Origin of the sequence: Paenibacillus tritici, assembly GCF_013204885.1 — a bacterium.
GTDB classification, from domain to species: Bacteria; Bacillota; Bacilli; order Paenibacillales; family Paenibacillaceae; genus Paenibacillus_AQ; species Paenibacillus_AQ tritici.
In genome coordinates, this window is sequence record NZ_JABMKX010000015.1 from 85,202 (window position 1) to 108,016 (window position 22,815).

The 22,815-nt window shown below is 45.3% G+C and carries 18 protein-coding genes; 5 read left to right on the top strand and 13 right to left on the bottom strand.

The genetic code is table 11. The features are described 5' to 3' along the window. Positions 1-95: 95 nt before the first annotated feature. Complete coding sequence (locus tag HQN87_RS24420) at positions 96-2,636, top strand: ABC transporter permease (protein ID WP_173138630.1); 2,541 nt, start codon at positions 96-98, stop codon at positions 2,634-2,636. Positions 2,637-2,645: 9 nt separating this feature from the next. Here HQN87_RS24420 and HQN87_RS24425 read toward each other — a convergent pair whose 3' ends face one another. Together HQN87_RS24425 and HQN87_RS24430 are read right to left on the bottom strand one after the other, a co-directional pair. Continuing rightward, positions 2,646-3,272, bottom strand: coding sequence for an ABC transporter ATP-binding protein (locus tag HQN87_RS24425; protein ID WP_173138640.1), 627 nt, complete (start codon positions 3,270-3,272; stop codon positions 2,646-2,648). Between the two features lie 2 nt (positions 3,273-3,274). Next, entirely contained in the window at positions 3,275-4,234 is a 960-nt protein-coding gene (locus HQN87_RS24430; protein ID WP_173138642.1) for an ABC transporter transmembrane domain-containing protein, read from the bottom strand. Positions 4,235-4,388: 154 nt separating this feature from the next. Between HQN87_RS24430 and HQN87_RS24435 the strand changes: the two genes are divergently transcribed. From HQN87_RS24435 to HQN87_RS24450, 4 genes are all read left to right on the top strand, one after another. After that, the gene (locus tag HQN87_RS24435; protein WP_254075644.1) at positions 4,389-5,723 is read left to right on the top strand and encodes a radical SAM/SPASM domain-containing protein; all 1,335 of its coding nucleotides are present in this window, start codon (positions 4,389-4,391) and stop codon (positions 5,721-5,723) included. A gap of 22 nt (positions 5,724-5,745) precedes the next feature. After that, positions 5,746-6,810 (top strand): radical SAM/SPASM domain-containing protein, encoded by a 1,065-nt coding sequence (locus HQN87_RS24440; protein WP_173138645.1) that lies wholly within the window; start codon positions 5,746-5,748, stop codon positions 6,808-6,810. A gap of 123 nt (positions 6,811-6,933) precedes the next feature. After that, positions 6,934-7,611: an ABC transporter ATP-binding protein gene (locus tag HQN87_RS24445; RefSeq protein ID WP_173138647.1), complete on the top strand. Its 678-nt coding sequence runs from the start codon at positions 6,934-6,936 to the stop codon at positions 7,609-7,611. Next, the gene (locus HQN87_RS24450; RefSeq protein WP_173138649.1) at positions 7,608-10,145 is read left to right on the top strand and encodes an ABC transporter permease; all 2,538 of its coding nucleotides are present in this window, start codon (positions 7,608-7,610) and stop codon (positions 10,143-10,145) included. Before HQN87_RS24445 ends, HQN87_RS24450 begins: the two co-directional genes overlap by 4 nt. 81 nt (positions 10,146-10,226) lie before the next feature. On the opposite strand, the gene HQN87_RS32825 is transcribed toward HQN87_RS24450, so the two are convergent. The 11 genes from HQN87_RS32825 to HQN87_RS24500 form a co-directional block, all read right to left on the bottom strand. After that, the gene (locus tag HQN87_RS32825) at positions 10,227-10,358 is read right to left on the bottom strand and encodes a hypothetical protein (RefSeq protein ID WP_301953221.1); all 132 of its coding nucleotides are present in this window, start codon (positions 10,356-10,358) and stop codon (positions 10,227-10,229) included. Between the two features lie 113 nt (positions 10,359-10,471). Next, on the bottom strand, positions 10,472-11,332 hold the full coding sequence (locus HQN87_RS24455; RefSeq protein WP_173138651.1) for a sensor histidine kinase: 861 nt from the start codon (positions 11,330-11,332) through the stop codon (positions 10,472-10,474). 14 nt (positions 11,333-11,346) lie between these two features. After that, positions 11,347-12,081: a LytR/AlgR family response regulator transcription factor gene (locus HQN87_RS24460; RefSeq protein WP_173138653.1), complete on the bottom strand. Its 735-nt coding sequence runs from the start codon at positions 12,079-12,081 to the stop codon at positions 11,347-11,349. Between the two features lie 189 nt (positions 12,082-12,270). Then, complete coding sequence (locus HQN87_RS24465) at positions 12,271-13,143, bottom strand: zinc dependent phospholipase C family protein (RefSeq protein WP_173138655.1); 873 nt, start codon at positions 13,141-13,143, stop codon at positions 12,271-12,273. A gap of 50 nt (positions 13,144-13,193) precedes the next feature. Continuing rightward, positions 13,194-14,309, bottom strand: coding sequence for a S8 family serine peptidase (locus HQN87_RS24470; RefSeq protein ID WP_254075645.1), 1,116 nt, complete (start codon positions 14,307-14,309; stop codon positions 13,194-13,196). Positions 14,310-14,474: 165 nt separating this feature from the next. Continuing rightward, positions 14,475-15,980, bottom strand: a complete 1,506-nt coding sequence (locus HQN87_RS24475) for an alpha-glucosidase/alpha-galactosidase (protein WP_173138657.1) — start codon at positions 15,978-15,980, stop codon at positions 14,475-14,477. Positions 15,981-16,128: 148 nt separating this feature from the next. Beyond that, positions 16,129-17,025: an AraC family transcriptional regulator gene (locus HQN87_RS24480; RefSeq protein ID WP_173138731.1), complete on the bottom strand. Its 897-nt coding sequence runs from the start codon at positions 17,023-17,025 to the stop codon at positions 16,129-16,131. 714 nt (positions 17,026-17,739) lie between these two features. Beyond that, positions 17,740-18,237, bottom strand: coding sequence for a Type 1 glutamine amidotransferase-like domain-containing protein (locus tag HQN87_RS24485; RefSeq protein WP_173138659.1), 498 nt, complete (start codon positions 18,235-18,237; stop codon positions 17,740-17,742). Positions 18,238-18,321: 84 nt separating this feature from the next. Continuing rightward, positions 18,322-20,457 carry a methyl-accepting chemotaxis protein gene (locus HQN87_RS24490; protein WP_173138661.1) on the bottom strand — a complete coding sequence of 712 codons (2,136 nt, stop codon included), beginning with the start codon at positions 20,455-20,457 and terminating at the stop codon, positions 18,322-18,324. Positions 20,458-20,571: 114 nt separating this feature from the next. After that, positions 20,572-21,420: a sugar ABC transporter permease gene (locus tag HQN87_RS24495; RefSeq protein ID WP_173138663.1), complete on the bottom strand. Its 849-nt coding sequence runs from the start codon at positions 21,418-21,420 to the stop codon at positions 20,572-20,574. Next, positions 21,417-22,730: a sugar ABC transporter permease gene (locus tag HQN87_RS24500; RefSeq protein ID WP_173138665.1), complete on the bottom strand. Its 1,314-nt coding sequence runs from the start codon at positions 22,728-22,730 to the stop codon at positions 21,417-21,419. The genes HQN87_RS24495 and HQN87_RS24500 overlap by 4 nt, the downstream gene beginning before the upstream one ends. Between the last annotated feature and the right edge of the window lie 85 nt (positions 22,731-22,815).

Genomic DNA, 22,815 nt, shown 5'->3' on the forward strand with positions numbered 1-22,815 from the left:
CTCTGTTAGATTTCAGAAAGATTGTGGAAAGATTGCTGTGATATATTCTTATCGTAGAAGGCTGCGGATACTCCAGCAATAGGAGGGAAATACGGATGATTAAGCTGACTCATACAAAAGTCCTTCGCAATCTGTCCGCCAAAAGCTTCAAAGCGAATAAAGCCCGAAACCTTATCGCCATTACAGCGATTGCCCTAACTTCATTGTTGTTTACAACCCTGTATACAATGGGACTAGGCGCTGTCGGCCACATGCAGCAGGCAATGATGCGACAAGCCGGCGGAGATGCCCATGCTGTTTTAAAATATATTAGCGCTGGAGAATTCACAGTAATTAAGGATCACCCGCTGATCAAAGAAATAGCATATAGACAGCTGTTAAGTGACGGCGTTCAAAACAAGGAATTTTTAAAATGGCCTACGGAATTCTGGTATTACGATAACAAAGCATTAAATCTTGGATTCGTGGAATTGGATGGAGGTCATCAACCCGCAGCGGCAAATGAAGTGATAGCAGATAAGCATACACTACAGCTGTTAGGTGTTCCGTTAACGATTAATGCACCTGTACACCTTAAGCTTGATATACGTGAAAAAACTGTTGAACGCAACTTTATCCTGTCCGGCTGGTGGGAGAACGATCCTATGTTTCATACCGGGCAAATCTATGCTTCCCAAGCCTATCTAGTGGCTCATACCGAGGAAATTCAGCATACATATAAAAAAGATCACTCCTCTACAGGAACCATTCACCCCTATATCATGTTCAATAATAGCCTGGATTTGCGTGGAAAACTGAATAAAGTAATCACGGAAAGCGGATATTCGCTTAATGAGAGTGCCGTAAACTTTGTCCAGAGCAATGTGAACTGGGCTTACCTTTCCACCCGTCTGGGTAACAACTCTGGACTCCTCTTCTCCCTCCTGTTGGGATTGCTGCTGATCGTGTTGACTGGCTATCTTATTATCTACAATATTTTTCAGATTTCAGTGCTCAAAGACATACGTTTTTATGGCCTGCTGAAGACCATCGGAACAACCTCCGGACAGGTGCGCAGCATCATCCGCAGGCAAGCCTTATTTCTATCCGTGCCGAGCATTCCTGTTGGGCTGGCCGCAGGCTTTATGTGCGGGAAATACCTTGTACCCCTTATTATAGACAACACTGTATTAAAAGGTACAGCGGCCACGATATACCCGAATCCATGGATATTTATAGGCTCTGCTTTGTTCACACTTATTACAGTTTTCATCAGCACTCTCAAACCGGCACGATTGGCCGCAAGTGTATCGCCTGTTGATGCTGTAAGGATTGCAGAACTGCATTATAAAAACAAGAAGAATCAGAAGAATACTTCACACCATAGCATGCCAAGGATTGCACGCTTTAATCTTGGACGTAACAAGAAACGCACCTTGCTGGTAATTATTAGTCTATCATTAAGTTTAGTACTCTTGAACATAACGTTTGCGCTGTCCAAGAGTATGGACGTAGACAAGTACATTTCCTCAAGATTCAGCGATACAGATTTTCTGATTGGACATGCAGATTTGTTCCATCAAGACTTCACAGGGTCTGCAAATGCACTTTCCGATAGTTTTGTTAAAGCGGTTCAAGCTCAGCTGGGCTTTGAAGAAGGCGGGTATTTATACGGTGACCGGGAGCTCCTTACGGTTGAGAATTCAAGTCGTAAGACCGAGGGGAAATCAGACGGGGTTGATGCCATTGGCAACCCATATACACAGGTGTACGGGTTAGATGAGCTGCCCCTTCGCCAGTTGCAATGGATCGACGGACAACCCGATTACGGCAGGCTGGCTTCTGGAAAGTATATTCTGGAGGGCGTTGCACTGAACGATAACGGTACCCCTTATTGGCCGTTAATTCAATATAAAGTTGGGGATACGGTTACGCTCCATAACAATACGGATAATAGCACAACGGAATTGAATAAAAAATATACGACACATACATTCACTGTGCTGGGTCATGTCGCCATGAAAAATTCCAATTCTGATCGGATGCCAATGAATTATAACTTTTATATTCCAGCGAATATCTACAAAGAATTAGTACAGCAGCCTACAGTGATGAGCTATGCCTTTAACGTGCCCTCTGGCAAAGAGAACGCCATGGAGAGTTTCCTGGCACATTATACCCGGACAACCGAACCGCTGATGGACTATCAATCCAAGCTTTCAGTAAGAAAAGAAGTGGCCGGAATGCAACAAACCGTTGAAACTATTGGAGTTACTCTCAGCCTCATCATTAGCTGCATCGGTATATTAAATTTCATAAATACGATTCTGGCCAGTATTATAGCACGGCGGCAGGAGATTGCTATGCTGCAAAGCATCGGAATGACCCGACTCCAATTGCATAGTATGCTGGCTCTTGAAGGCATATATTATGTATTAGGTACAGGCCTGGTATCTGGATGGTTAGCCATTCTGTCTTCCGTTCTTATAATAAAGCCTCTCTGCCGTTACCTGTGGTTTTTTAGTTATCATTTTATAATATGGCCGGTGTTGTACATCTTGCCTGTTTTGCTGGCCGCCGGAATTTTCATTCCACTGGTAGTATATTCTTTGAACAATAAGCTCAGTATCGTTGAACAGCTTCGCAACGCAGAATAAACTATTTTTTCACTTGTTCATCCATATTTTATTATATCCCCCTCCTACTCCGCTATCATGAGTAATCATTATAACGATGTGCCTTTCTTTAAGTTCATCCAAGAGCTGAATGAACTTTTCTTTTACAATAACATCCAGGTTAGAGGTGGGTTCGTCAAAAATTAATATCTCCTTGTTGCTGTAAAAGTTCCTCAAAATTGATATCATCTGCATTTGGCCGCCGGATAAGGAGAGGTTTTTCCCGATAATATGCTCCTCCCCATGCTCACGTATAAAGTTCTTGGTGTCCAACAGTTCAATATAATCATTTAACCGATCCATTGAAATGCCTTGTTGTCCCAAAATGATATTATTCATTAGCGTATCCATATACATTACAGGTTCCTGAAAACAAATGCCTATCTTATCGTTGACTTCTTCCCGCTTCCAGAGCCGCAGTTCTTTTTCGCCCAGCAGAATCTCACCTGTATAATTACAAATAATTTTTGTTAATAACTTTATCGCTGTACTCTTACCGGCTCCATTCCGGCCTGACAGACAGAATATATCGTTTCTGTCAATAGAGAAGGAAACGTTGGATAAAATCTCTTCCAGTCCGTTGTAACTATAGCATACGTTCTTAAATTCTATTTTCAATTTCACTCCACCTCTTCAGCATTCATAAGCTGCTCTACTCGATCAATGGATACTTTAGCCTGCCTCCAGCCTGCCACATAACTGGTTACACCTTTGATGGGTCCTATGATCTGATTGGAATAATACACAAAAACCGTCAATATCCCAATACTGGTCTGCCCCCTCACGACCATCATCGCACCGCAACCGAGTAGAAGAACATTCCCGACAGTAACAATCGCAGAAGAAACCGTGGCAGCTATTTTTACCGTATTCCCTCTTTTTCTGTTTGTCTCCAGCGCCCACTCCTCCAGAGGCATATATTTGCCGAGCACGTAGTCCCTCAACCCCATTCCGATTGAATAAATAATAGAATGAAGAGTGCCTCTGATGTAAAAAACAGAGCTGTCATAAGCTTCCATAACCAATTTGCTTTTTTGGGTGATTTTCCTGTTAAAATACATTTGGCTCATTAATGTAATTATTATAATCAAGAAAATCACAACAAATAATTGATAGTTGTACCACAGAAGCACGGAACAAATAACTGCAAGAAACAGCAGGTTTGAGATAAACATAGGTATGCCATTCGATACCAGACGTTCAATACTCCCTATATCACTCATAAATAAGGATAATAATTTATCATTGTGCATGCTAATATTTTCGCCGGACAAAGTAAATATTTTCTTTAACAGCTTTTGTTTCAGATTGTAAGAAATTCTCTTACCCAGCTCCGTAAAGATAAACTCAGAAAATAAACTAAACAAATGGGATAAAACGTACAGCCCGATAGAGATAATCATAAACCGTACAATTAAAGAGGAATCCTCCGAGTCCAACCCCCCGTCAATAATCCTGCTTATGTACTGCGGAAGTAATAGGCTGACCACAGTATCCAGGGCTTGAAAAGCCAGAATCAAAATTATAAAAAGGTTAAAACTCCTAACCCCTGTAACGATCCATTTATACTTTCTGATCATACGCATACGCCACTCCCAATACATCAATTGAAAATTGTTCTCCAGTAATTTTACAACTTAACGCTGCTTTCCACCTGAACGTGACATCATACACCCTTTTCCTGTCATAAAAAACACTTTACTGATTAGAGAGGACAGATATTTTTGTCCAATTATGTCAGCAACCGTTCAGATTATGACATATAAACCCTTTTCTAAAAGAATAAATGTTGTACTTGGTATTATTGCAGTTAAATGCATGAGAGGAGAACTGACTATGAAATATGTTTTTAATCCTTACCTGCAGGAATTGTTCCACAATCATCAGGTCATTGTCGCAAATACCAAAACAGGCGATTTCCTAAAAACCTCCAAAGCTTATTATCATGTACTTAAGGATATGGTAATTGCCGAAGAAACCGAGGTATTCCTTATTCCGACTGAAAGCACGGCACATGCCGAAATCATTCAAAATTTATCGAAACTGTTTCACCAATTATTAAATATCGGATGTATTTTGCCGGAAAATCATTTAGCCCATATTTATAAGGAACCGTTAGATGTCGTGTATCTGGCGTTAACCAATAAATGCAATCTGCGCTGTAAACATTGCAGTGCATCCGCAGATATAAACTTCACCGATGTCTTGACCACAGAAAAAATAAAAGAAATTATTGACCAGCTTGTCTTGCTTAAGCCCCAAGCCATTAATGTTACTGGCGGGGAGCCCATGATGCATGCTGACATTATGGATATACTGGCTCACTTGAGAAGTAAGTTTGACGGGACCATCCTGCTTTCAACAAATGGTCTTTTTATCACCGATAAAAACTCTGGACAGTTACCACAATATGTGGACAACATCTCCTTCAGTGTAGACGGGTACGATGAAGAATCTTGTGCAAGTATTAGGGGCAAAGGCGTATTTAACAGAGTAATCAAAAGTATTAAGCAACTGCAGAGTAAAGGATTTCAGAAAATCTCTTTGTCTATGACCATTACTAGCTACACTATTGACGAAGGAAGGGAACGCTTCCATAACCTTTGTGCCCGATTACAGGTAGAGCCTATTGTTCGTGTTTTGACATCGGCGGGCAGAGCAGGAGAAAACAGCAAAGAAATTTTTCCTGAAAAGCCTATTGAGGATGACAGCGCCATCCAAGAGCTTAGCTGCCGGTTATGTTCACCTGGTAAAAGAGAGTTGTTTATCGGGGGGGACGGAAATATCTACCCGTGCGGAGGATTAATGGACTCAGGAGATTTTATATTAGGAACTGTATTTGATGATAATTTAATTGATCTGGTAGCCAGCGCCAATACAAGAGCCGATTATTCTCGTATTGATCAGGTAAGACCTTGGAATGTTGAACCTTGCAGCGAGTGCAATGTCAATTTATTTTGTCATCATTGTATTAGCAACATTCATTATCTTCAACTTAACCAGCCGTTGTTTGAATCAGTTTGTCAAACACAAAAAAAGCAGCTTCAACAGCTGGTATGGAAAGAATAAGAAGGACAAGGAGCGATTACAAATGAATTTTACTTATTGGGTGACCGAGGATTGCAATTTAAAATGCAGCTACTGCTATGTTAACAAAGTCCCAAAAACAATGGATCAGGAGACTGCTGCCAGGGCCATAGAATTCACTGAGAAAATACTCGCGGCAAACCCTGCCCGGCAGAAAGATAAGCTATGTATAAGCCTGCATGGTGGAGAACCGCTGCTGAATTATCCGGTGATCCGTTATATTATTGAGGCATTCCAGTCTAAATATCCCGGGAACACTGCCTTCACCATGACAACAAACGGCACTACTCCTAATGGCACTACTCCTAATAATGAGATCCTCGATTACCTGGCCAGCCATGTGGAATTAACAGTAAGTGTTGATGGTAACCAGGAGAGCCATGACAGGAACAGAGTATACGGTAATGGGCAGGGCAGTTTCCGGCGTGTCATGAAAACGATAGAGTACTTAAACAGTAAATCCTATTTTTACAGGGTTAGAATGACGATTACACCCAATAACGTATCCGATTTCGCTGATAACTATATATACCTATATGAGAAGGGTTGTAAGATTGTCGCCTTTGCCCTGGACGAGAGTGATCCGGATTGGAACAAAGAGCTTATGGACATCTACCAGAGGAATCTCTATAATATCTTCACCTATATGATCAGCAGGGACCTTACCAATGCACAGTACTGTCTGCACAATTTCAAAAATGAATATTTCAGACGAAGAAGTACCTGTGACGGCTGTCATACCAGTTATAATATTGCTAGCGACGGATCTATATACCCTTGTATTCTGGCAGTGGGCCATGGGGATTTTGTAATGGGCAATGTTCATACCGGGCTAAATGAAGCAAAGTTAGCGGAATTAGACACCATCAACCAAAAAGATGAGGGCGCCTGTTCTACATGTGCCATGTATAGCAACTGCCGGAGTAAAACGTGTAAAATTATTAATAAAATTCAGACAGGTAATTATTATATGTCCTCCCCTATATTTTGTACGGCTCAAAAAATTCACTATTCAACGGTAAAAAATCTCGACTATATTCTGGACGGTTTTGCAGTATCGGCTAAATAATGAATTCAATGAATTCTTTCAACACTGTTAGATTTGAGAAAGATTGTAGAAAGATTATTGTGATAATGTTTGTACTGTAGAGTTACTGCGGTACAAACATTTTTTTGTATAGGGGGATGCAAGGTGCAAATATTAGAAACCACGAATCTGAAAAAAATTTATGGCAGTGGAGAAACAGCTGTTCACGCGTTAGACGGAATCAACCTGAAGGTGGAGAATGGGGAATTCGTCGCTATTATTGGCACCTCAGGCAGCGGCAAGTCCACTCTTTTGCATATGCTAGGGGGGCTTGACCGCCCAAGCAGCGGAGAGGTTATCGTCGATGGAAAAAATATTTCCTCGCTAAAAGATGAAGAACTCACTATTTTCCGCAGACGTAAAATGGGCTTTGTATTTCAAAATTATAATCTCGTACCGGTCTTAAATGTATGTGAGAACATTGTTCTGCCTATTGAACTTGACGGAAAGCAACCCGATAAATCCTATCTGTCCCGAATTGTGAACACGCTGGGGCTTGATCATAAGTTATACGATCTGCCAAGCAATCTATCTGGAGGACAGCAACAACGCGTCGCAATTGCCAGAGCATTGGCCTCAAAACCAGCCATTATTCTCGCTGACGAACCGACCGGCAATCTCGACAGCAAAACAAGCCTGGACGTAATGGGACTTATTAAGGTGTCCAGTCAGCAGTTCCGCCAAACGATAGTTATTATTACCCACAACGAGGAAATCGCACAAATGGCGGACCGAATCATCCGTATTGAGGATGGTAAGATGGTAAGTGGTGAAAACCGATGATCCATATCAAAAGCAGCAAAGCGATTAAGAATCTTTCTATCAATAGTTTGAAAATGAATAAGACCCGCAATATTATAGCAATTATTGCTATCTCACTAACAGCCTTGCTATTCACTACCCTGTTTACAATGGGCTTGGGCACCATGGAGAGCCTACAGAGGGCAACGATGCGTCAGGCAGGGGGAGATGGGCATGCAACCCTAAAGTATTTAACCGATGAAGAATTTGAGCACATTAAGAGCCATCCGCTTATTAAGGAGATTGCTTATGAGCGTATACTATGTAAAAAAGTAACCAACCCGGAATTTTCAAAACGTCACGCGGAGTTTTGGTACTATGACGATATAGGGATGAACCTTGGATTTATTGAGCTTGAAGACGGTCATAAGCCCGCTGCTTACAATGAGGTTATTGTTGATTCCACAACCTTGCAGCTACTGGGCGTCCCCTTAAAAGTTGGTGCACAGTTAAGCCTAAAGCTTGATATTGATGGTAAGGAGGTACAACGTGACTTTATCCTCTCCGGCTGGTGGAAAAGCGACCCCGTATTTAATGTAGGGCTAATTTTTGCTTCCAAAACATATATAGATACCTATGCCGATGAGTTGAACAGCACCTATAAGCAGGACTATGACCCCACTGGAACAGTTAGTGCTATTCTCCTATTCGGCAACAGCCTGGATCTGCAGGGAAAACTGAACAAAGTAATAACAGAAAGTGGTTACTCCTTGGATAAAACCTCACCGGACTATCTGGACGGCAATGTTAACTGGTCCTATCTTTCCACCAATTTCATCCTGGATACGGGAACGGTCCTTGCATTGGTTGCTGCGCTCCTGTTAGTTACGTTTACCGGCTACTTAATCATATACAATATCTTTCAAATATCAGTAATGCGCGACATTCGTTTCTATGGCCTTCTAAAGACCATTGGCACAAGCAGCGGGCAAATCCGTCGGATCATCCGCAGACAGGCCCTGCTCCTCTCTTTGTTGGGCGTCCCTCTAGGTCTCCTCACAGGTTTTTTTATCGGTAAATCCCTGGTGCCTTTCCTTATGAATAATTCGGTCTACGCAAAAGCTGAGCTACATGTATCACCGAGTCCATGGATTTTTATCTGTTCTGGTCTATTCGCTGTAATTACCGTTATTATTAGTACTTATAGACCTGGAAAAATTGCCTCCAACGTCTCTCCAATCGAAGCTGTAAGGTACTCAGATGGAGGAGTTAAAAGTCTAGGCAGGCATATGAAAAAATCGGCTAACGGGGGCAAAATGCCACTCATGGCCCGTGCCAATCTTAGCCGCAATAAGAAACGTACGGCTCTCGTAGTGTTTAGTCTCTCTCTTAGTCTGGTACTCCTGAATACTGCATTTACGTTATCTCAGAGTATGGATATGAACAGGTACTTATCACATTTTAACGATACTGACTTTCTTATTGCTCATGCTGACTATTTCCAGGAAGATTTCACCGGCTCCGATAACGCTACAACCGAAAGCTACATTCAAGCCGTAGAAGAGCAACCCGGGTTCGAAGAAGGCGGGCGGTTATACAGTGGTAGTAATGTACTCACTATTGAGTCCAATAACACAAATGAGGGGTATGAAGCAGATGCCCGCGGCAATCTGCCTGCAGTAGCATTCGGACTGGAGGACTTGCCTCTTCACCGGCTGCAGTTAATTGATGGTGAGCTTGATTTTAACAAGCTTGCTTCAAAAAGGTATATTCTTGAAGGAGTACCGGTGGATGATAATAACAACCCGGAAATGGAATACTCAAGATTTCATGTTGGCGAGAAGATAACCCTGCATAATTATATGGGGACTATTCATGATCCGCTCGACCAGAAATATGCCAGCAATGAATTCACTGTTCTTGGTCATGTTAGTATAAAAGCTACTAATTCCGGCACTGCCGCTGCAGCCTACGCCACCTTCTATCTCCCGGCGGATCTCTATAAATCACTTGTACAACAGCCTGTCGTAATGAGTTATGCCTTTAATGTATCCGCCGATCACGAAGCTTCCATGGAGAACTTTTTGAAGCAATACACTGAAATAGCAGAACCAATGATGCATTACAAATCCAAACTCATCGTCAGGAATGAATTCAAAGGACTGCAAACTACCGTTGTAGTCATTGGTGGAACCCTCAGCCTGATTCTCGGTTTAATAGGAATTCTTAATTTTGCCAATGCGATGCTCACCAGTATATTAACCCGCCGTCAGGAATTCGCTACACTGCAAAGCATCGGTATGACCAATAAACAATTGAAGACCATGCTTATTTATGAAGGGCTGTACTTTGTAGCGGGGACCATTGTATGTTCTATCCTGTTAGGAAGTCTGTTCTCCCTTATCATTGCAAGACCTTTGAGTCATCTCATGTGGTTCATGAGCTATAATTTTATTATCTGGCCGCTGTTCGCGGTGCTTCCAATACTTACAGTACTCGGAGTGGTTCTTCCACTCGTTATTTACTCCCTTAGCGGTGGAAAAAGTATTGTGGAACAGCTTCGTTCAGCAGAATAGAGATCTCATCACGCTGCCATTGCATGGGAATGGCCCAGCCAGAGGTTCTGGCTGGGCTCATTTAAGCAAGGCACGGTCTAGCTACCACTGGGTAAGAAAGTGTGAACTGCAAACATTAGTGCTTTCGATACAATCCCCTTTACAAGAACCGTCACAAACTTGTTGCACTTCCATATCAAACTCCGCTTGTGCCAAAGTTTCAAGTTTTTCCATTATTTCCTCACCTCCTCTTATAATTCTATTTTATACCATACATGCACCTAGTGCTTTTATATGTTAGAAAAAGCAATTTTAGTGCCATAAATAGACCAGGTGTCATGACACCATTAGCAATCCATATCCCACAAAATAATGTTTACATAAAACCTGTTTCCTTCGGTCCGTATCTTAAATATGCCTGAATATTCATTCACGATTTGCTTTACACTTTCCAGTCCAAAACCGTGACTTTTCCCATCCTTCTTCGTGCTCTGCAAACGGTAGTCAAAAATATCCGGATTCATATTATTTGAAATTTGGATATACAATTGATGTTGATGATACTTTATATTAATGTCAATCTTCTTTTCTGCATCGGTTATCTTTTCACATGCTTCTATCGCATTGTCCAGCAAATTCCCAAAAATAATTGCAATCACATCATTGTTTAGAGAAAAATGTTCTGGAATCAGACAATGAACGCATACAGAAACATTGCTTTCAGTTGCTTCTTTAATTTTCTCTGTAAGCAAATAATTCAGCACATGATTAGGAGTATATTTTTGTATTTCTGTACTTTTTATCGCGGAAAGAGAATTCTCAAGCATTCGCTCCGCCTCGCCGTTCTTGTGAGCTTTTAGCAGTCCTAATACAGTCAATAATTCATTTTTCATATTATGATTCAGTTTACGGATTTCGTTGTGAGAATTTTCTAAATGATCATAATAGTGATTCCCGGTTTTTATCTTCAGATTCACTATCTCCTGATGGATTAATCTCCTATAGACATTGCATATTTGATCATAAGTATGCAGAACAGCGATATTAATAAGTACTATACCACCCACAGATAACAGACACCGGGATAGCTGGAGGCAGCCGTCAATTTCCAGAAGCAAATCAATATGGATACAAAAAATAAATATAGTAGTTACAGATATTGATATCAGAAGCTTTTTTAAATAACCTGGCATATATTTTTTCTTCATCAGATCAAACCTTCTTAAAATCTCTTCCTTACGTAATTCATAATTTTTGTTTTAAAATCTTTTTTATATTTCCTGCTGATTGGCAATTCCTGATATGTATCCATAAGTTCATTATTCATATATTTCTTCAGTACAACGTTTTCACATTTCATACCAGCTATATATTTCAAATTAACAATATAAGAAGCATGTATTTGGGCAAAAGTCATCGAATCTAGCTGCTTCAGAATCTGGGCAATCGTCTGATTGCACTTAAAGGCTTTGGTTTCCGTATAAATATGGGCTGTTCTTCCGCTCTTTTCAAAATACATAATTTCATCTGCATTAAGAATATATTTGTTCCGTTCATAATTAAATTCAAAATAACTATGGGTGCTATGTAAGTAAAGATCAGCCCTTAGCAAAACTTCAAAAAAAGTTTCCTTATCTACGGGCTTCATCAGGTAATCAAAGGTCTGTACTTTGAACACATCCTGCATGTATTCGCTATAACTCGTGATAAAAATAATTGCGGCTTTTTTATCAAATTCCCTTATCTTTTTGGCCAAACTAATTCCATCCATATCCGGCATTTCAATATCAAGCAGATAAATATTATATTCAATGTTATTGTTCGATAAATATTGAAGCAGCTTAGGACCGTTTCCAAAAGTGTCGATTTCAACTTTGGTGTAAGGGTATTGTAGTGCATAGTTTTCGACCACACTCAGTTCCAGCTTAGTATCGTCGCATAGAGCGATATTTAACAACGAATACGACCTTCTTTCTTAAAGAAAAATTAGATGCTTTCACTTCCAATTTTAAACATATTCTGAATAATATCATATAACATATGTCATAAAAGGATGAAAATTGTAATTAAAGCACAAAAAAGAGCCATTCTTACAGCCGGTATCAACCGGATAAGAATGCTCTTTAGTATTAGCAGTAATTCTTATCTAAAATATCCTGACTTCTTTACAAAACTTATAAATATATTGAACATTGTTGGTTATTGCCCTGGGTACTATTTTATTCCCGACTTCATTATAGTAACTTGATTGTTGTGCAGAATTTGCTAAGGATTTAGCATATACTGCTGTGTTTTGAATCAAATCAGCAACTTCTGTATTCACGGCTTCCAGATACGTTTTTTCGGCAAGAGTATTTCCGGCTACCTTATAGTTCAGCCTGTTTTTATCAATATACTTCTCAAATTCTACATGATTACTATTTAGAGCAGTAAGATTCGAGGCGTGATGAGGAACGTTAATATCAGAGACAAAATGTGTCCCTTTTCCCAAGTGTATAAAGGCCTCTTCTATGTTGCCCATTCGATATTCTTCTACTGCATTATTATAATATTGTACAGCTCTTGTCTTCGCAGTAGGAGAAGATTGGCCCAGCCAGTTCTTTCCCGTATCCGGATCGTAGAAATGTCTGGCAAATGTCCCCGTATCCGTCTCGTGATCATCAGGCCAATCTGTGTAATATAACAAGGATGTTCCATAAGTATTAAGCACAGAATTTCCCTTATCATGATTTAAGATGGAGATAGCGGAGGCAATAATATATTGATGGGTATGATTTGAACCACCGCTAACGAAATTAAGATGCATATTATCACTGTCTTTTTCTGTAATATTTGCAGCAGATGGATCTTCGGTAATTAAAATGTCAGCTCCAGAAGCAATTTCCTCTACCACTCCGGGTAAGTCCAAAGTATAATTGGATAAATCTTCTGCTTTCATAACCGGACTGTTATTCACTGAAAATACTAACAATGCCGCAATCAAGATTACTATTCTAGTAATCTGTTTAGAAACATTCATTTCTCAAGCCTCCCGGGAAAATAGATATTTTCCATGATATCTTCTTTACCTCAAACGTTCTTCATGATTGCCGTACGGCAGTTCATCACCCCCTCTAAAAATGACAATAATGCTGAATAGGAACAAGCATCCAATATCCGAATCTGATGATAATCCTGTATAGTAAAACCAATCTCTTCTTCTAGAGCTTTCCAGAAATCATAGAAGTTATTAAAGTTTATCCCCGTTGTCTGAGATATAAAGGGGCCATTCAGCAGAAGGTCAGGCTCCAGCTCTTTACCGGTAATTCTGTACATCACCCTTTCAATTTGCACACGCAGCTGTTCTGAACATTCGTTCTTATCGCTTTCTGTTACCGGGCGGATAACTTCTGTAAGTTCTGCAACTTCATGTTGCCGGGCATATTGTTCAAGCAAATCATTGAATTCCGAAAAAGTCAGCTCTTCATTGCACTTCAGGCTCTCTGTGAGTATCTTCATGCTCATTCCCACACAAAGGGCATTGGCCTTAGAGGTACCTTTGAAGAAAGTAAATCTGCCTGCAAGCGTATATACAAAAATAGGCGAGTCATCGAAGACCCCTTGAATCTCCTGGTGCGCCGAGTAAGAGAAAGCTTTCTTTGAACAATACGGCAGTCCTCCTACACCAATAACGCCAGACAGACAGGCTGGATAGCTTCTTTTGCTGCCATTTCTAACGGATACAAAAACAAGCTTATTCTGATTTTCCAATAATTGAATGATCTCTGACAGATCCTGCTGATACAATTCCTTAGTCAGAGCTAAGCTTACGCAAATAAACTTAATATTTAGCGTTAGACACTGTTTTAAAGCCCTCTGCAAAAGCTCTGTACTTGTCTTTCCTTCTGAATTGGCTATTTTAATAACATAAAACTGTGCTTCACTAAATACCTGTAAGATGGTGTCTGCACAAGTTGTCCCGTGTCCGTTCTCATCCTGGAAGTGATCTTCTTCAATAATCCGATTGCCAACATATTTAAACCCATTCCCGTTAATTACATGTTTAGCTAAGCTACAATTGGTCATATCAATTCCGGTATCAATAATGACAGCTTGTCTGGTGTTGTACACTGTCTCACACCACCTTCTCATGATCGCTAAAGATGTAATTAAATTAACATCTGTATTCCCATTCGTATTGCTCATGTAATAAACAAGCCTTTACTTGGTATAAATAACAATTTCCCACCTGTAAAAACACAAAAAAGTGTCTCTTACGCGGATGTTTCACCCAGCGTAAAGAACACTTTTATTTAATCAGAGATTCAAAACCCGCCCTCTTTATGGTTACAATACCATTGGTGGTATAACCTACTGCACCTTCTCACGATCCTTACCCTTATCAGACTCTCCGGCATTCTTGTTCGCGGCTTCGCGGTCCTGCATCATTTCGTCCACCGTCTTCACCTTGAGCCGGGCCGCTCCCTCGTTGCCGGCATTCGTCGGAATCAGATTCCCGGAAGCCAGGCGCTCCTTCGCTTCAGCGATGGCTGCACTGTATTGCGGCAGCCATTGTTCCCCGGCAACCAGCATCTCATCGACCATCTGCCAGATCTCCTTCGGATTGCAGACCGCGCCGACCAGCGGGTCCATCATGAAGGCCTGACGCAGCAGCTTATCGTCGCCATGCACAGCCGCTTCCACAGCCAGACGCTGCACGGAAATACTCACGTTGCAGACAGCCGCCGGGCCGAGCGGCAGGTCGCCGACCAGCGGCATCGAGATGCCGTTACGGTCCACGTAACCCGGTGCTTCGATAATCGCATCATCCGGCAGATTGGAGATGACTCCGTTATTCACCATATTGAAGTGGCCTCTGTACACTCGTCCTGTCTCCAGGCCTTCGATGATATACGAGCCATGCTCCTCGCCGCGCTTGTCCGGGATATACTCCAGGGCCGGGTCCTTCATCCAGTTCGGGAAGTCGGTCTCGAACCAGTTGCGTCCTTCCGTGCAGACCCGCAGGTATCCGCCCGTCTCCCCGTTGATCCACACGCCCAGATCAATCCAGTCCATGATCTCGCTCGGGCGCTTGCGGTACCAAGGTACATATTCGCTCAGGTGACCGTTCGATTCCGTGCTGTAATAGCCGAAGCGGCGGAGCATATCAATCCGCACCTTCTCTGTACGGCTGTACTCCGGGTGCTGCTCGAAGGCCTCCAGCAGACCTGCCGTCAGATCCCTGCCTTCATGCTTGGCGGAGATATACCAGGTCTGGTGATTGATCCCGGCGCAGATAATATCCACCTGCGACTTCTCCAGCCCGAAGACCTGGGCGATCTGCTGATGTCCATGCTGTACGCCATGACAGAGCCCGATCGTCCGCACACCGCCGTATTTATTGCAGGCCCAGGTCAGCATAGCCATCGGATTCGAGTAATTCAGCAGCAGCACATCTTGTGCGGCCACCTCGCGGATATCGCGGCAGATCTCCAGCATCTCCGCAATCCCGCGCTGTCCGTACATGATACCCCCCGCACACAGCGTATCGCCTACGCACTGGTCCACGCCATACTTCAGCGGAATGTCCACATCGGTAGCGAAGGCCTCCAGCCCCCCCATCCGAATAGTACAAAATACGTACTTGGCATCCTTCAGCGCTTCTCTGCGGTCCGTAGTGGGGGAGATTACGATATCCAGACCGTTCTCCTTAATATCTCTCTGGCACAGCTCGGTGACCATGTCCAGATTATGACTGTTTATATCCATGAAGGAAACTTCAATATTACGGAATTCCGGTACAGTCAGCAGATCGCGCAGCAATCCGCGCGTGAATCCGATACTGCCCGCCCCGATAAAGGTTACTTTAAAAGACATCGTTATCATCCTCCGGCAATGAATTGTTGATTCCTGTCCATTGTAACAAGGAGGCTGCCGGAAGCGTAACCAATATCATGACCATTTTGCCGGTATAGTGTCAACAATCCTAACTTAATGTGCAGAATACCAATCGCGCGGATTCCGTCTATTCCTCACTCCAGAAATGACGTTCAATAGAGTTACGGTATTCGATTGGTGTGCAGCCGGCATACTTTTTGAACAGGAGATGAAAATACTGCCTGCTGCTGATGCCCACATAATCGGCGATCTCCGCTACCGGAATCTCCCCTTGCCCCAGCAGCATCCGGGCCTTCTCCATGCGCAGCCTGTTCAGATAATCGGTCAAGGTCTGCCCTGTATGGGTTCTGAAGATACGGTGCAGATAGCCGGGGTGAACATTCACGGAGAGTGCAATCTCCTTGACCTGTATGCTCCGGTCATAATTCTGATGCAGGAATTCTATCGCCCGCCGGACATAGAGCTGTGACGGCTGCTGGCTGGCCGGAAGCGACTCCTTCCGCAGTCTCGCCAGACGCAGCAGCAGCTCCGAGAAAAGCAGATGCACCATGCTGCTTCCCGTCCTCCCCCGCTGATCCAGCTCCAGCACCAGTGCCTTCAGGACATGGAAGACCTCCTCCTGGTCTGAGAGTACCAGACTGTCGAACGGATGCCGCAGCAACTCGGCAAGCGCCTCCTCTTCCCGGGCCAGTCTGCCGACGGAAGGAACCACACCCCTGTATTCTGTAAAAGCAAATTCCACATTCAGCATCCGGCAGGAGGAGCCCTCTTCGACGATCAACCGGTGCGGGACCCCTGCATCCAGCAGAATCATTTCGCCCCGCTTCAGCCGGAAGGGCGTATCTCCGCCCGATTCGTTCCGCACATCCACCACACAGGTGCCTGAGATCAGATACATAATTTCCGTGGAGTTATGGTGATGATAGGCCATCGTATAATTGCTCCACTGCTTGTAGTAATAGGCCAGGAAATGCGGGCTATAATCCCCGTCCAGCAAAGCCTGCTCAAAAAGACTCCCGTTCAACTCCGGCACTCCGCATCACTCCTCTCACCCAAGTATCAATAGCACAAGTGTACCCGCTGAAGCTGAGCAGGACAAGAAACAGGCGGCTGATTGCACGATGTGCAATTAAAATACTGCTGTACATTCACTTCCAGGAAAAAGGAGCTTATATGTAAAAGTGAGCAGATGTTAAGGTACCAAATCCTAACTATAAGGCACAGGCAGCAACAAAAGGGGATGTCGAGAGGGAATGATCTACCGAAGGGGACCTGAGGGGACCTGAGAGGGGACGCCTCCTGCACCAAGCTAGTGGAAAAAGGTAGCTTAATTTCTCGATTTCGGCGGATTGTGGGTAAGCAAGTGGATAAACAGCATCTACTAATGAAGGATTCAGCTACTTTGGGTGAATGCGATAATTTAAGTGCTGTTTATCCACCTCCTGTTCTCGCTGCGTCTATTCATTCATCAGCAAGTGGAGAAAATCCAACTGCTAGGTTGATCCCGGATGCTCGCATTCTTATCGGAGATCACAGAAAACAAGAGCCGAAGGCCCACGCCCCCTGCTCTTGTTCATCATCCTCAATGGACCTTTGTTAATATTCCATTCACCAGACTGTACACCCCGCCGCCCTCTATCGCTTCGAGCTGTCCATTCAGCAGGTAGATGCCAGTGTCTTCGTCTATTCCGTAATTCGGAAGCTCACCGAGGGTACGAACCGCTGTCCGTAAATGCTCCTACTCATCCCATTGTGTGAAATGAACGGAAAGCAGCAGCTCAGGAATCAGATGGAGGCCCTTGCGGTGTTTGAATTGCCTGCTCTCATTATCCTTGGCGGAAATTACGCACCGCTCCGGGCTAATCAAGGCTCCTGCTGAGAAACCGGCAACCGGCACTCCTGACTCATAACGCTGCCGGATTACTTCACCGATAGGGGTGTCCACAATCAGGTCAGCATACAGATCCGTGTCTCCGCCTCCGATGATGATCCCGCCGCTGGCCCCGAGGCTCTGCATAGCAGTACTCACCTCAGTGGACTTCAGCGGCAAATAACAGAATTCAGACAACCCTGCGTCAACGAGCGGCTGCATATAAGCAGGCATATAATCCGGCCAGTCCTCCCGTTCTTCAAACAAGACAGCGACGGGCCCTGCTGCCATCAAGCCAGCGAATCTCCGTGCCATACCATGAGTAAACGGCGGACCTCCGCCGTTCAGAAATAAATGCTTGTCCATGACATCACCTTCAGTGTTCAAGATAAACTTCTAATTCTTTATCCATCTTATAGATAAGCGCAAGCTCTGGCAATACGAACTCCCTTAGCTGCCCATACCTTCTCCTCCCCCAAAAGAACGCATCGACTGCTTCAGATTCTCTGCCAGCGTCTCCAGCTTGCCCGAGAGAGCCACCAGCTCCCTGCTTACCAGGAACTGCTGTGAGGACATGGAGGCCACCTCCTCCGTGGAGGCGCTGGTCTGCTGCACGACCGAGATCACACTTGCCATGGATTGTCCCAGCTGCTGCTGATATTCGGTCAGCTCGGCGACAGCCGTTGAAGACTGGCTCAGATAACCGCTGAACACCTCCATCTCTGTTCGCACGCTTTGGAAGATCAGCGAGGCTTCGCGGACCGAGACAATCTGGCTGCCGAATTGCGGTGCAGCTTCACCCACAATTTGAACTGTGTTCTCAATATGGCTGCTGATCTCCTCCGTAATTCTGGAGACGGATGCGATCGACTGGCTGGATTGATTGGCCAGCCTCCGGATCTCATCGGCAATGACAATGAACCCTCTGCCGGCGGCTCCTGCCCGTGCAGCTTCAATGGATGCATTCAGTGCCAGGATATTCGTCTGCTTGTTCATGGCAATCATCGGGGAGAGGATGCTGCGGATCAGCACTGTGCTATCCCGCAGCATGGCTGAATTCTCCTGAATCAAGTCCATCATCTTCAGGACGCTCTCACTTTGCGCAACCAGCTTCTTCATCCGCTCCGCTCCCTGGTCGCTGGCCTCCATAACCTTCCCTGCCGAAGCGGCCATGACCGCATTCGTCCCGGCCACTTCGTTCGCCTTGTCCCGCATTCGCTCCACCTTGGCGTTGCTGCTCTCCGCTTCAGCCGCCAGACTGGCAGCTCCGCCTGCGATTTCGCCGGTCGCAGCGGCTACCTCGCTGGCCTGGCCGCTGATCGCTCCCGAAGCTGCGACAAGCTGCTCCGAGGTGGCCAGCACTTCAGCAGCCGAGCTGCTGCTCCGGCCCGCCAGCAGGGAGATCTGCTCCATCATCCGGTTGAAGCTGTGGCCCAGCCGTCCGATCTCATCCCGGCCCTTGAAGTCCGTCCGCACCTGCAGGTTGCCTTGCTCGCCCTCCTCCATCAGCCGGGCCAGCTTGCCGAGCGGACGCCCGATGAGCCGGACCAGAACATAGCCGATGACCAGAGCAATAAGCGCTGCTGCCAATACTACCAGGAAGGTAATATAGAGCAGCCTGTCGGCAGATTTGGTGAAGTCGCTCACCGGCGCATATCCCAGCAGCGTCCAGTCCGCTGTAGCCAGCGGCTGATAGACCACCAGTTGAGGATTGCCCTGCTCATCCCCGGTAGTGAAAGAATGCACCGGCCCCCCGGCCTTTGACGTACCGGACTGCCGCTTTTCATCCTTTAACCTTCCCGATTGCTCCTGTCCCCCGGTCTTCCTCTCTGCGGTATGTATATAAGAAGGCTGCCCGAGCAGCGCGTTGTCAGCACCGTATGCCACCCGGCCCGAAGGATCAAGGATGCGGATCTCCCCGGCAAGCCCGATATGCAGATTAGACAACACACCCGTCAGCGCGCTTCCCTTCACCTCAATCAGCATATAATACTCGGCGGCCGGATTCTGAATATTCCGCAGCAGACGGCCCATTGTCAGAGAGGACTCGCTGTACGCGTCAAAAAAACCCTTGGCACGTACAGGGAACCAGACAGGCTCACCTTTGCCGTTATCAATCTCTTGCATCCGGGCAAGGATACCTTCATCACTCCGCACACCGCTAATTCCCGTAGATTTATAGGATTCGGCATCCACCATGCTTCTGGAGACCAGCCGGACCCCGAGCAGCCGCTCATCCGACCCCCTGACCGAATCCAGCTTACGGCGGATTCTATCCTCCGCTGCTGCCTTAACAACTGTACCGGCGGCTGGATTGTTGACAGCTTCCATATCCGCTTTTAACACAGAGTCTACAGCAAATTGCCTGGAGAGCGCTTCGTACTCAGCGAAGAGGAAATCCAGCTTGTCCGCCGCCTGCACAATGGACTGCGAGGAGGCCGCAGCGACCTCGTCTGTGATGATCCTTTTTGCCGCATAATAGGAGGTTAAGCCCAGAACTGAGGACAATAGCACAATGGTACAGAATAAAATCACAAATAGCTTGAAGCCAACCGACCTGACATTTAATTTCCGCCGCCGTTTCATGACACTCTCCCCTTATTTATGTAGGTTTAACAAACCGTCCAAAATAAATAGCAGGCGCAGCCCTTCATAACTGCTTAAAGGCCGCACCTGCTATTCTCAAAACTTAAACACTTCCTATCCCTTGCTGGCTCCTGCCGTCAGACCGTCAACCAGCAGGCGCTGCAGGAACCCGAACAGAATCATAATCGGTACAGAGATCAGCACTGCACCCGCCGCAAACAGTGTGAAATTGGAATTCTGCATCGTATTGACCATATCCCACATGCCCACCGCGACCGTCCAGTTCTCCTTGGTCCGCAGGATCAGCTTGGCGAAGATAAAGTCCACCCACGGGCCGACAAACAGGGTCAGCGCTATATACGTGATCATCGGACGGGACAACGGCAGGATAATCCGGGTGAAAATCCCGAAGTTGCTCGCCCCGTCAATCCGTGCCGCTTCATCCAGTGAACGCGGAATCGTATCCAGGAAGCCTTTGGCGATCAGCGTCCCTCCGAGCGGCGCTCCGGCCGCATACACGATAATCAGGGCCAGATGGGTATCCAGCAGATTGAACTCCTTCAGCAGCAGATAGATGGCAATCATGCTCATGAAGCCCGGGAACATCCCGAGAATCAGCAGCGTGGACATCGTTGTCTTGCGGCTTTTGAACCGGAACCGGGATAAGGCATAGCTGGTCAAAAGCGTCAGCACCACGCCGATCAGCATCGAGAATACCGCTATTTTGAGCGTATTGGCATACCAGGTTCCAAACATATACACCGGTGAGGTGAATAGCTCCTTGTAGTGCGCAAGTGTGAACTGCTCAGGAATCAGCGTCTTACTGTACAAGGATTTACCCGGCCGGAAGGAGGCAAGCAGAATCCAGAGTGCCGGATAGATGGCAGCAATCGCCAGTGCAACCAGAACAATGTAGCTTAAGCCCAGACGAATAAAGTTGACAGCTTTGCGTCCGATGATCATTGAATCATGTCCTCCTCTTGGAATGATTTGGTCCGGCGGTAGTTGTACAGGGAGAACCCGGCAACAATTATGAATAGGATGATCCCTATCGCGGACGCCATATTATTCTTGTTCTGATCCAGCGTCAGCTTATAAAGCCAGGTGACGAGCAGGTCCGTCGAACCGGCGTATTGATAGTTCCCGTTCACCGGGTTCCCTCCCGTCAGCAGGAAGATGGCATTGAAGTTATTGATATTGCCGGCGAATTGCATAATCAGAGTAGGGGCGGTAGAGAACAGGATCATCGGCAGAGTGACAATCCGGAATTTCTGATAATTCGTCGCCCCGTCGACTTCAGCAGCCTCATACATATCGCGGGGAATCGTGGTCAGCACCCCCATAATCAGCAGCATGGACACCGGAATACCTACCCACATGTTCACCACGATTACTGTAACCTTGGCCCAGAACGGATCGGTCAGCCAAGGCAATCCATCCAGTCCGAAAAATCCGAGATACTGGTTGATCGGGCCGAACTGCCCGTTGAACAGGTTGCGCATCAAGAGGAGGGAGATCATCTGCGGAATGGCATAAGGAATGATCAGGAGCATTCTCCACATGCCCTTGAAGCGGATACCTTTTTGGTTGATCAGCAGGGCGACCAGCATCCCGCCGAAATAAGTAGTTATGGTTGACAGAACCGCCCAGATGATGGTCCAGGTAAGTACACCGTAAAAGGTATGGCTCCAGGTTTTTAGCACCAGCAGGTTGCGGAAGGTCTCAAAGCCCACCCAATCGACCAGCTTGGCCGGAGGGATGTGATTCGGTGCGGCATAGTTGGTAAAAGCCAGCATGATCATAAATATGATCGGCATAATGGTGAAGAACAGAATGCCCATACCCGGGAGCAGCAAGAAGCTCTGGGCGAATTTGTAATCCAGTATATAACGTACGGATTGCTTAAATGTATGCGATGGACGGCCGTTTTCGCGTTCTGCTCCGATTTTATAGGCATCCCTAATATTCATGTACCAGACGATCAGGAATAACACAAAGAACAGCAGGGTAATCAGGCTTTCAATCAGAATGACAATGGAATGGTCTCCGGGAACCATTTTGGCAATCCCTTTTACCTTCTCCAGACGGCTTGGAGATTCACCAAGTGTGGTCATTCCCCAGAAGGCTCTTCCCAAATTGCTAATGAAATAGATAAGTGCTACAGCTTCTACAGCTATGAACATTAGCCCTTTAATGAATTGGCGGTTATATATTTGTCCCAGTCCCATAAAAATGGCCGACAGTATCCCAGCTTTCGCTTTGTGTCGCTGCATTTCCCTTCCGTTCTCCTCTCCGTGCCGAATTCAAGGAAACTGCCCGCTGCAAGGCTATGCGGCGGGCGGCTTGAATTCCACTGTA

What these genes read in the sequence shown, in the direction of transcription:
- HQN87_RS24420 (WP_173138630.1), top strand. Translation starts at nt 96, where the DNA reads ATGATTAAGCTGACTCATACAAAAGTCCTTCGCAATCTGTCCGCCAAA.
- HQN87_RS24430 (WP_173138642.1), bottom strand. Translation starts at nt 4,234, where the DNA reads ATGATCAGAAAGTATAAATGGATCGTTACAGGGGTTAGGAGTTTTAAC.
- HQN87_RS24435 (WP_254075644.1), top strand. Translation starts at nt 4,389, where the DNA reads ATGTCAGCAACCGTTCAGATTATGACATATAAACCCTTTTCTAAAAGA.
- HQN87_RS24440 (WP_173138645.1), top strand. Translation starts at nt 5,746, where the DNA reads ATGAATTTTACTTATTGGGTGACCGAGGATTGCAATTTAAAATGCAGC.
- HQN87_RS24450 (WP_173138649.1), top strand. Translation starts at nt 7,608, where the DNA reads ATGATCCATATCAAAAGCAGCAAAGCGATTAAGAATCTTTCTATCAAT.
- HQN87_RS32825 (WP_301953221.1), bottom strand. Translation starts at nt 10,358, where the DNA reads ATGGAAAAACTTGAAACTTTGGCACAAGCGGAGTTTGATATGGAAGTG.
- HQN87_RS24455 (WP_173138651.1), bottom strand. Translation starts at nt 11,332, where the DNA reads ATGAAGAAAAAATATATGCCAGGTTATTTAAAAAAGCTTCTGATATCA.
- HQN87_RS24465 (WP_173138655.1), bottom strand. Translation starts at nt 13,143, where the DNA reads ATGAATGTTTCTAAACAGATTACTAGAATAGTAATCTTGATTGCGGCA.
- HQN87_RS24470 (WP_254075645.1), bottom strand. Translation starts at nt 14,309, where the DNA reads ATGAGCAATACGAATGGGAATACAGATGTTAATTTAATTACATCTTTA.
- HQN87_RS24475 (WP_173138657.1), bottom strand. Translation starts at nt 15,980, where the DNA reads ATGTCTTTTAAAGTAACCTTTATCGGGGCGGGCAGTATCGGATTCACG.
- HQN87_RS24485 (WP_173138659.1), bottom strand. Translation starts at nt 18,237, where the DNA reads ATGGACAAGCATTTATTTCTGAACGGCGGAGGTCCGCCGTTTACTCAT.
- HQN87_RS24490 (WP_173138661.1), bottom strand. Translation starts at nt 20,457, where the DNA reads ATGAAACGGCGGCGGAAATTAAATGTCAGGTCGGTTGGCTTCAAGCTA.
- HQN87_RS24495 (WP_173138663.1), bottom strand. Translation starts at nt 21,420, where the DNA reads ATGATCATCGGACGCAAAGCTGTCAACTTTATTCGTCTGGGCTTAAGC.
- HQN87_RS24500 (WP_173138665.1), bottom strand. Translation starts at nt 22,730, where the DNA reads ATGCAGCGACACAAAGCGAAAGCTGGGATACTGTCGGCCATTTTTATG.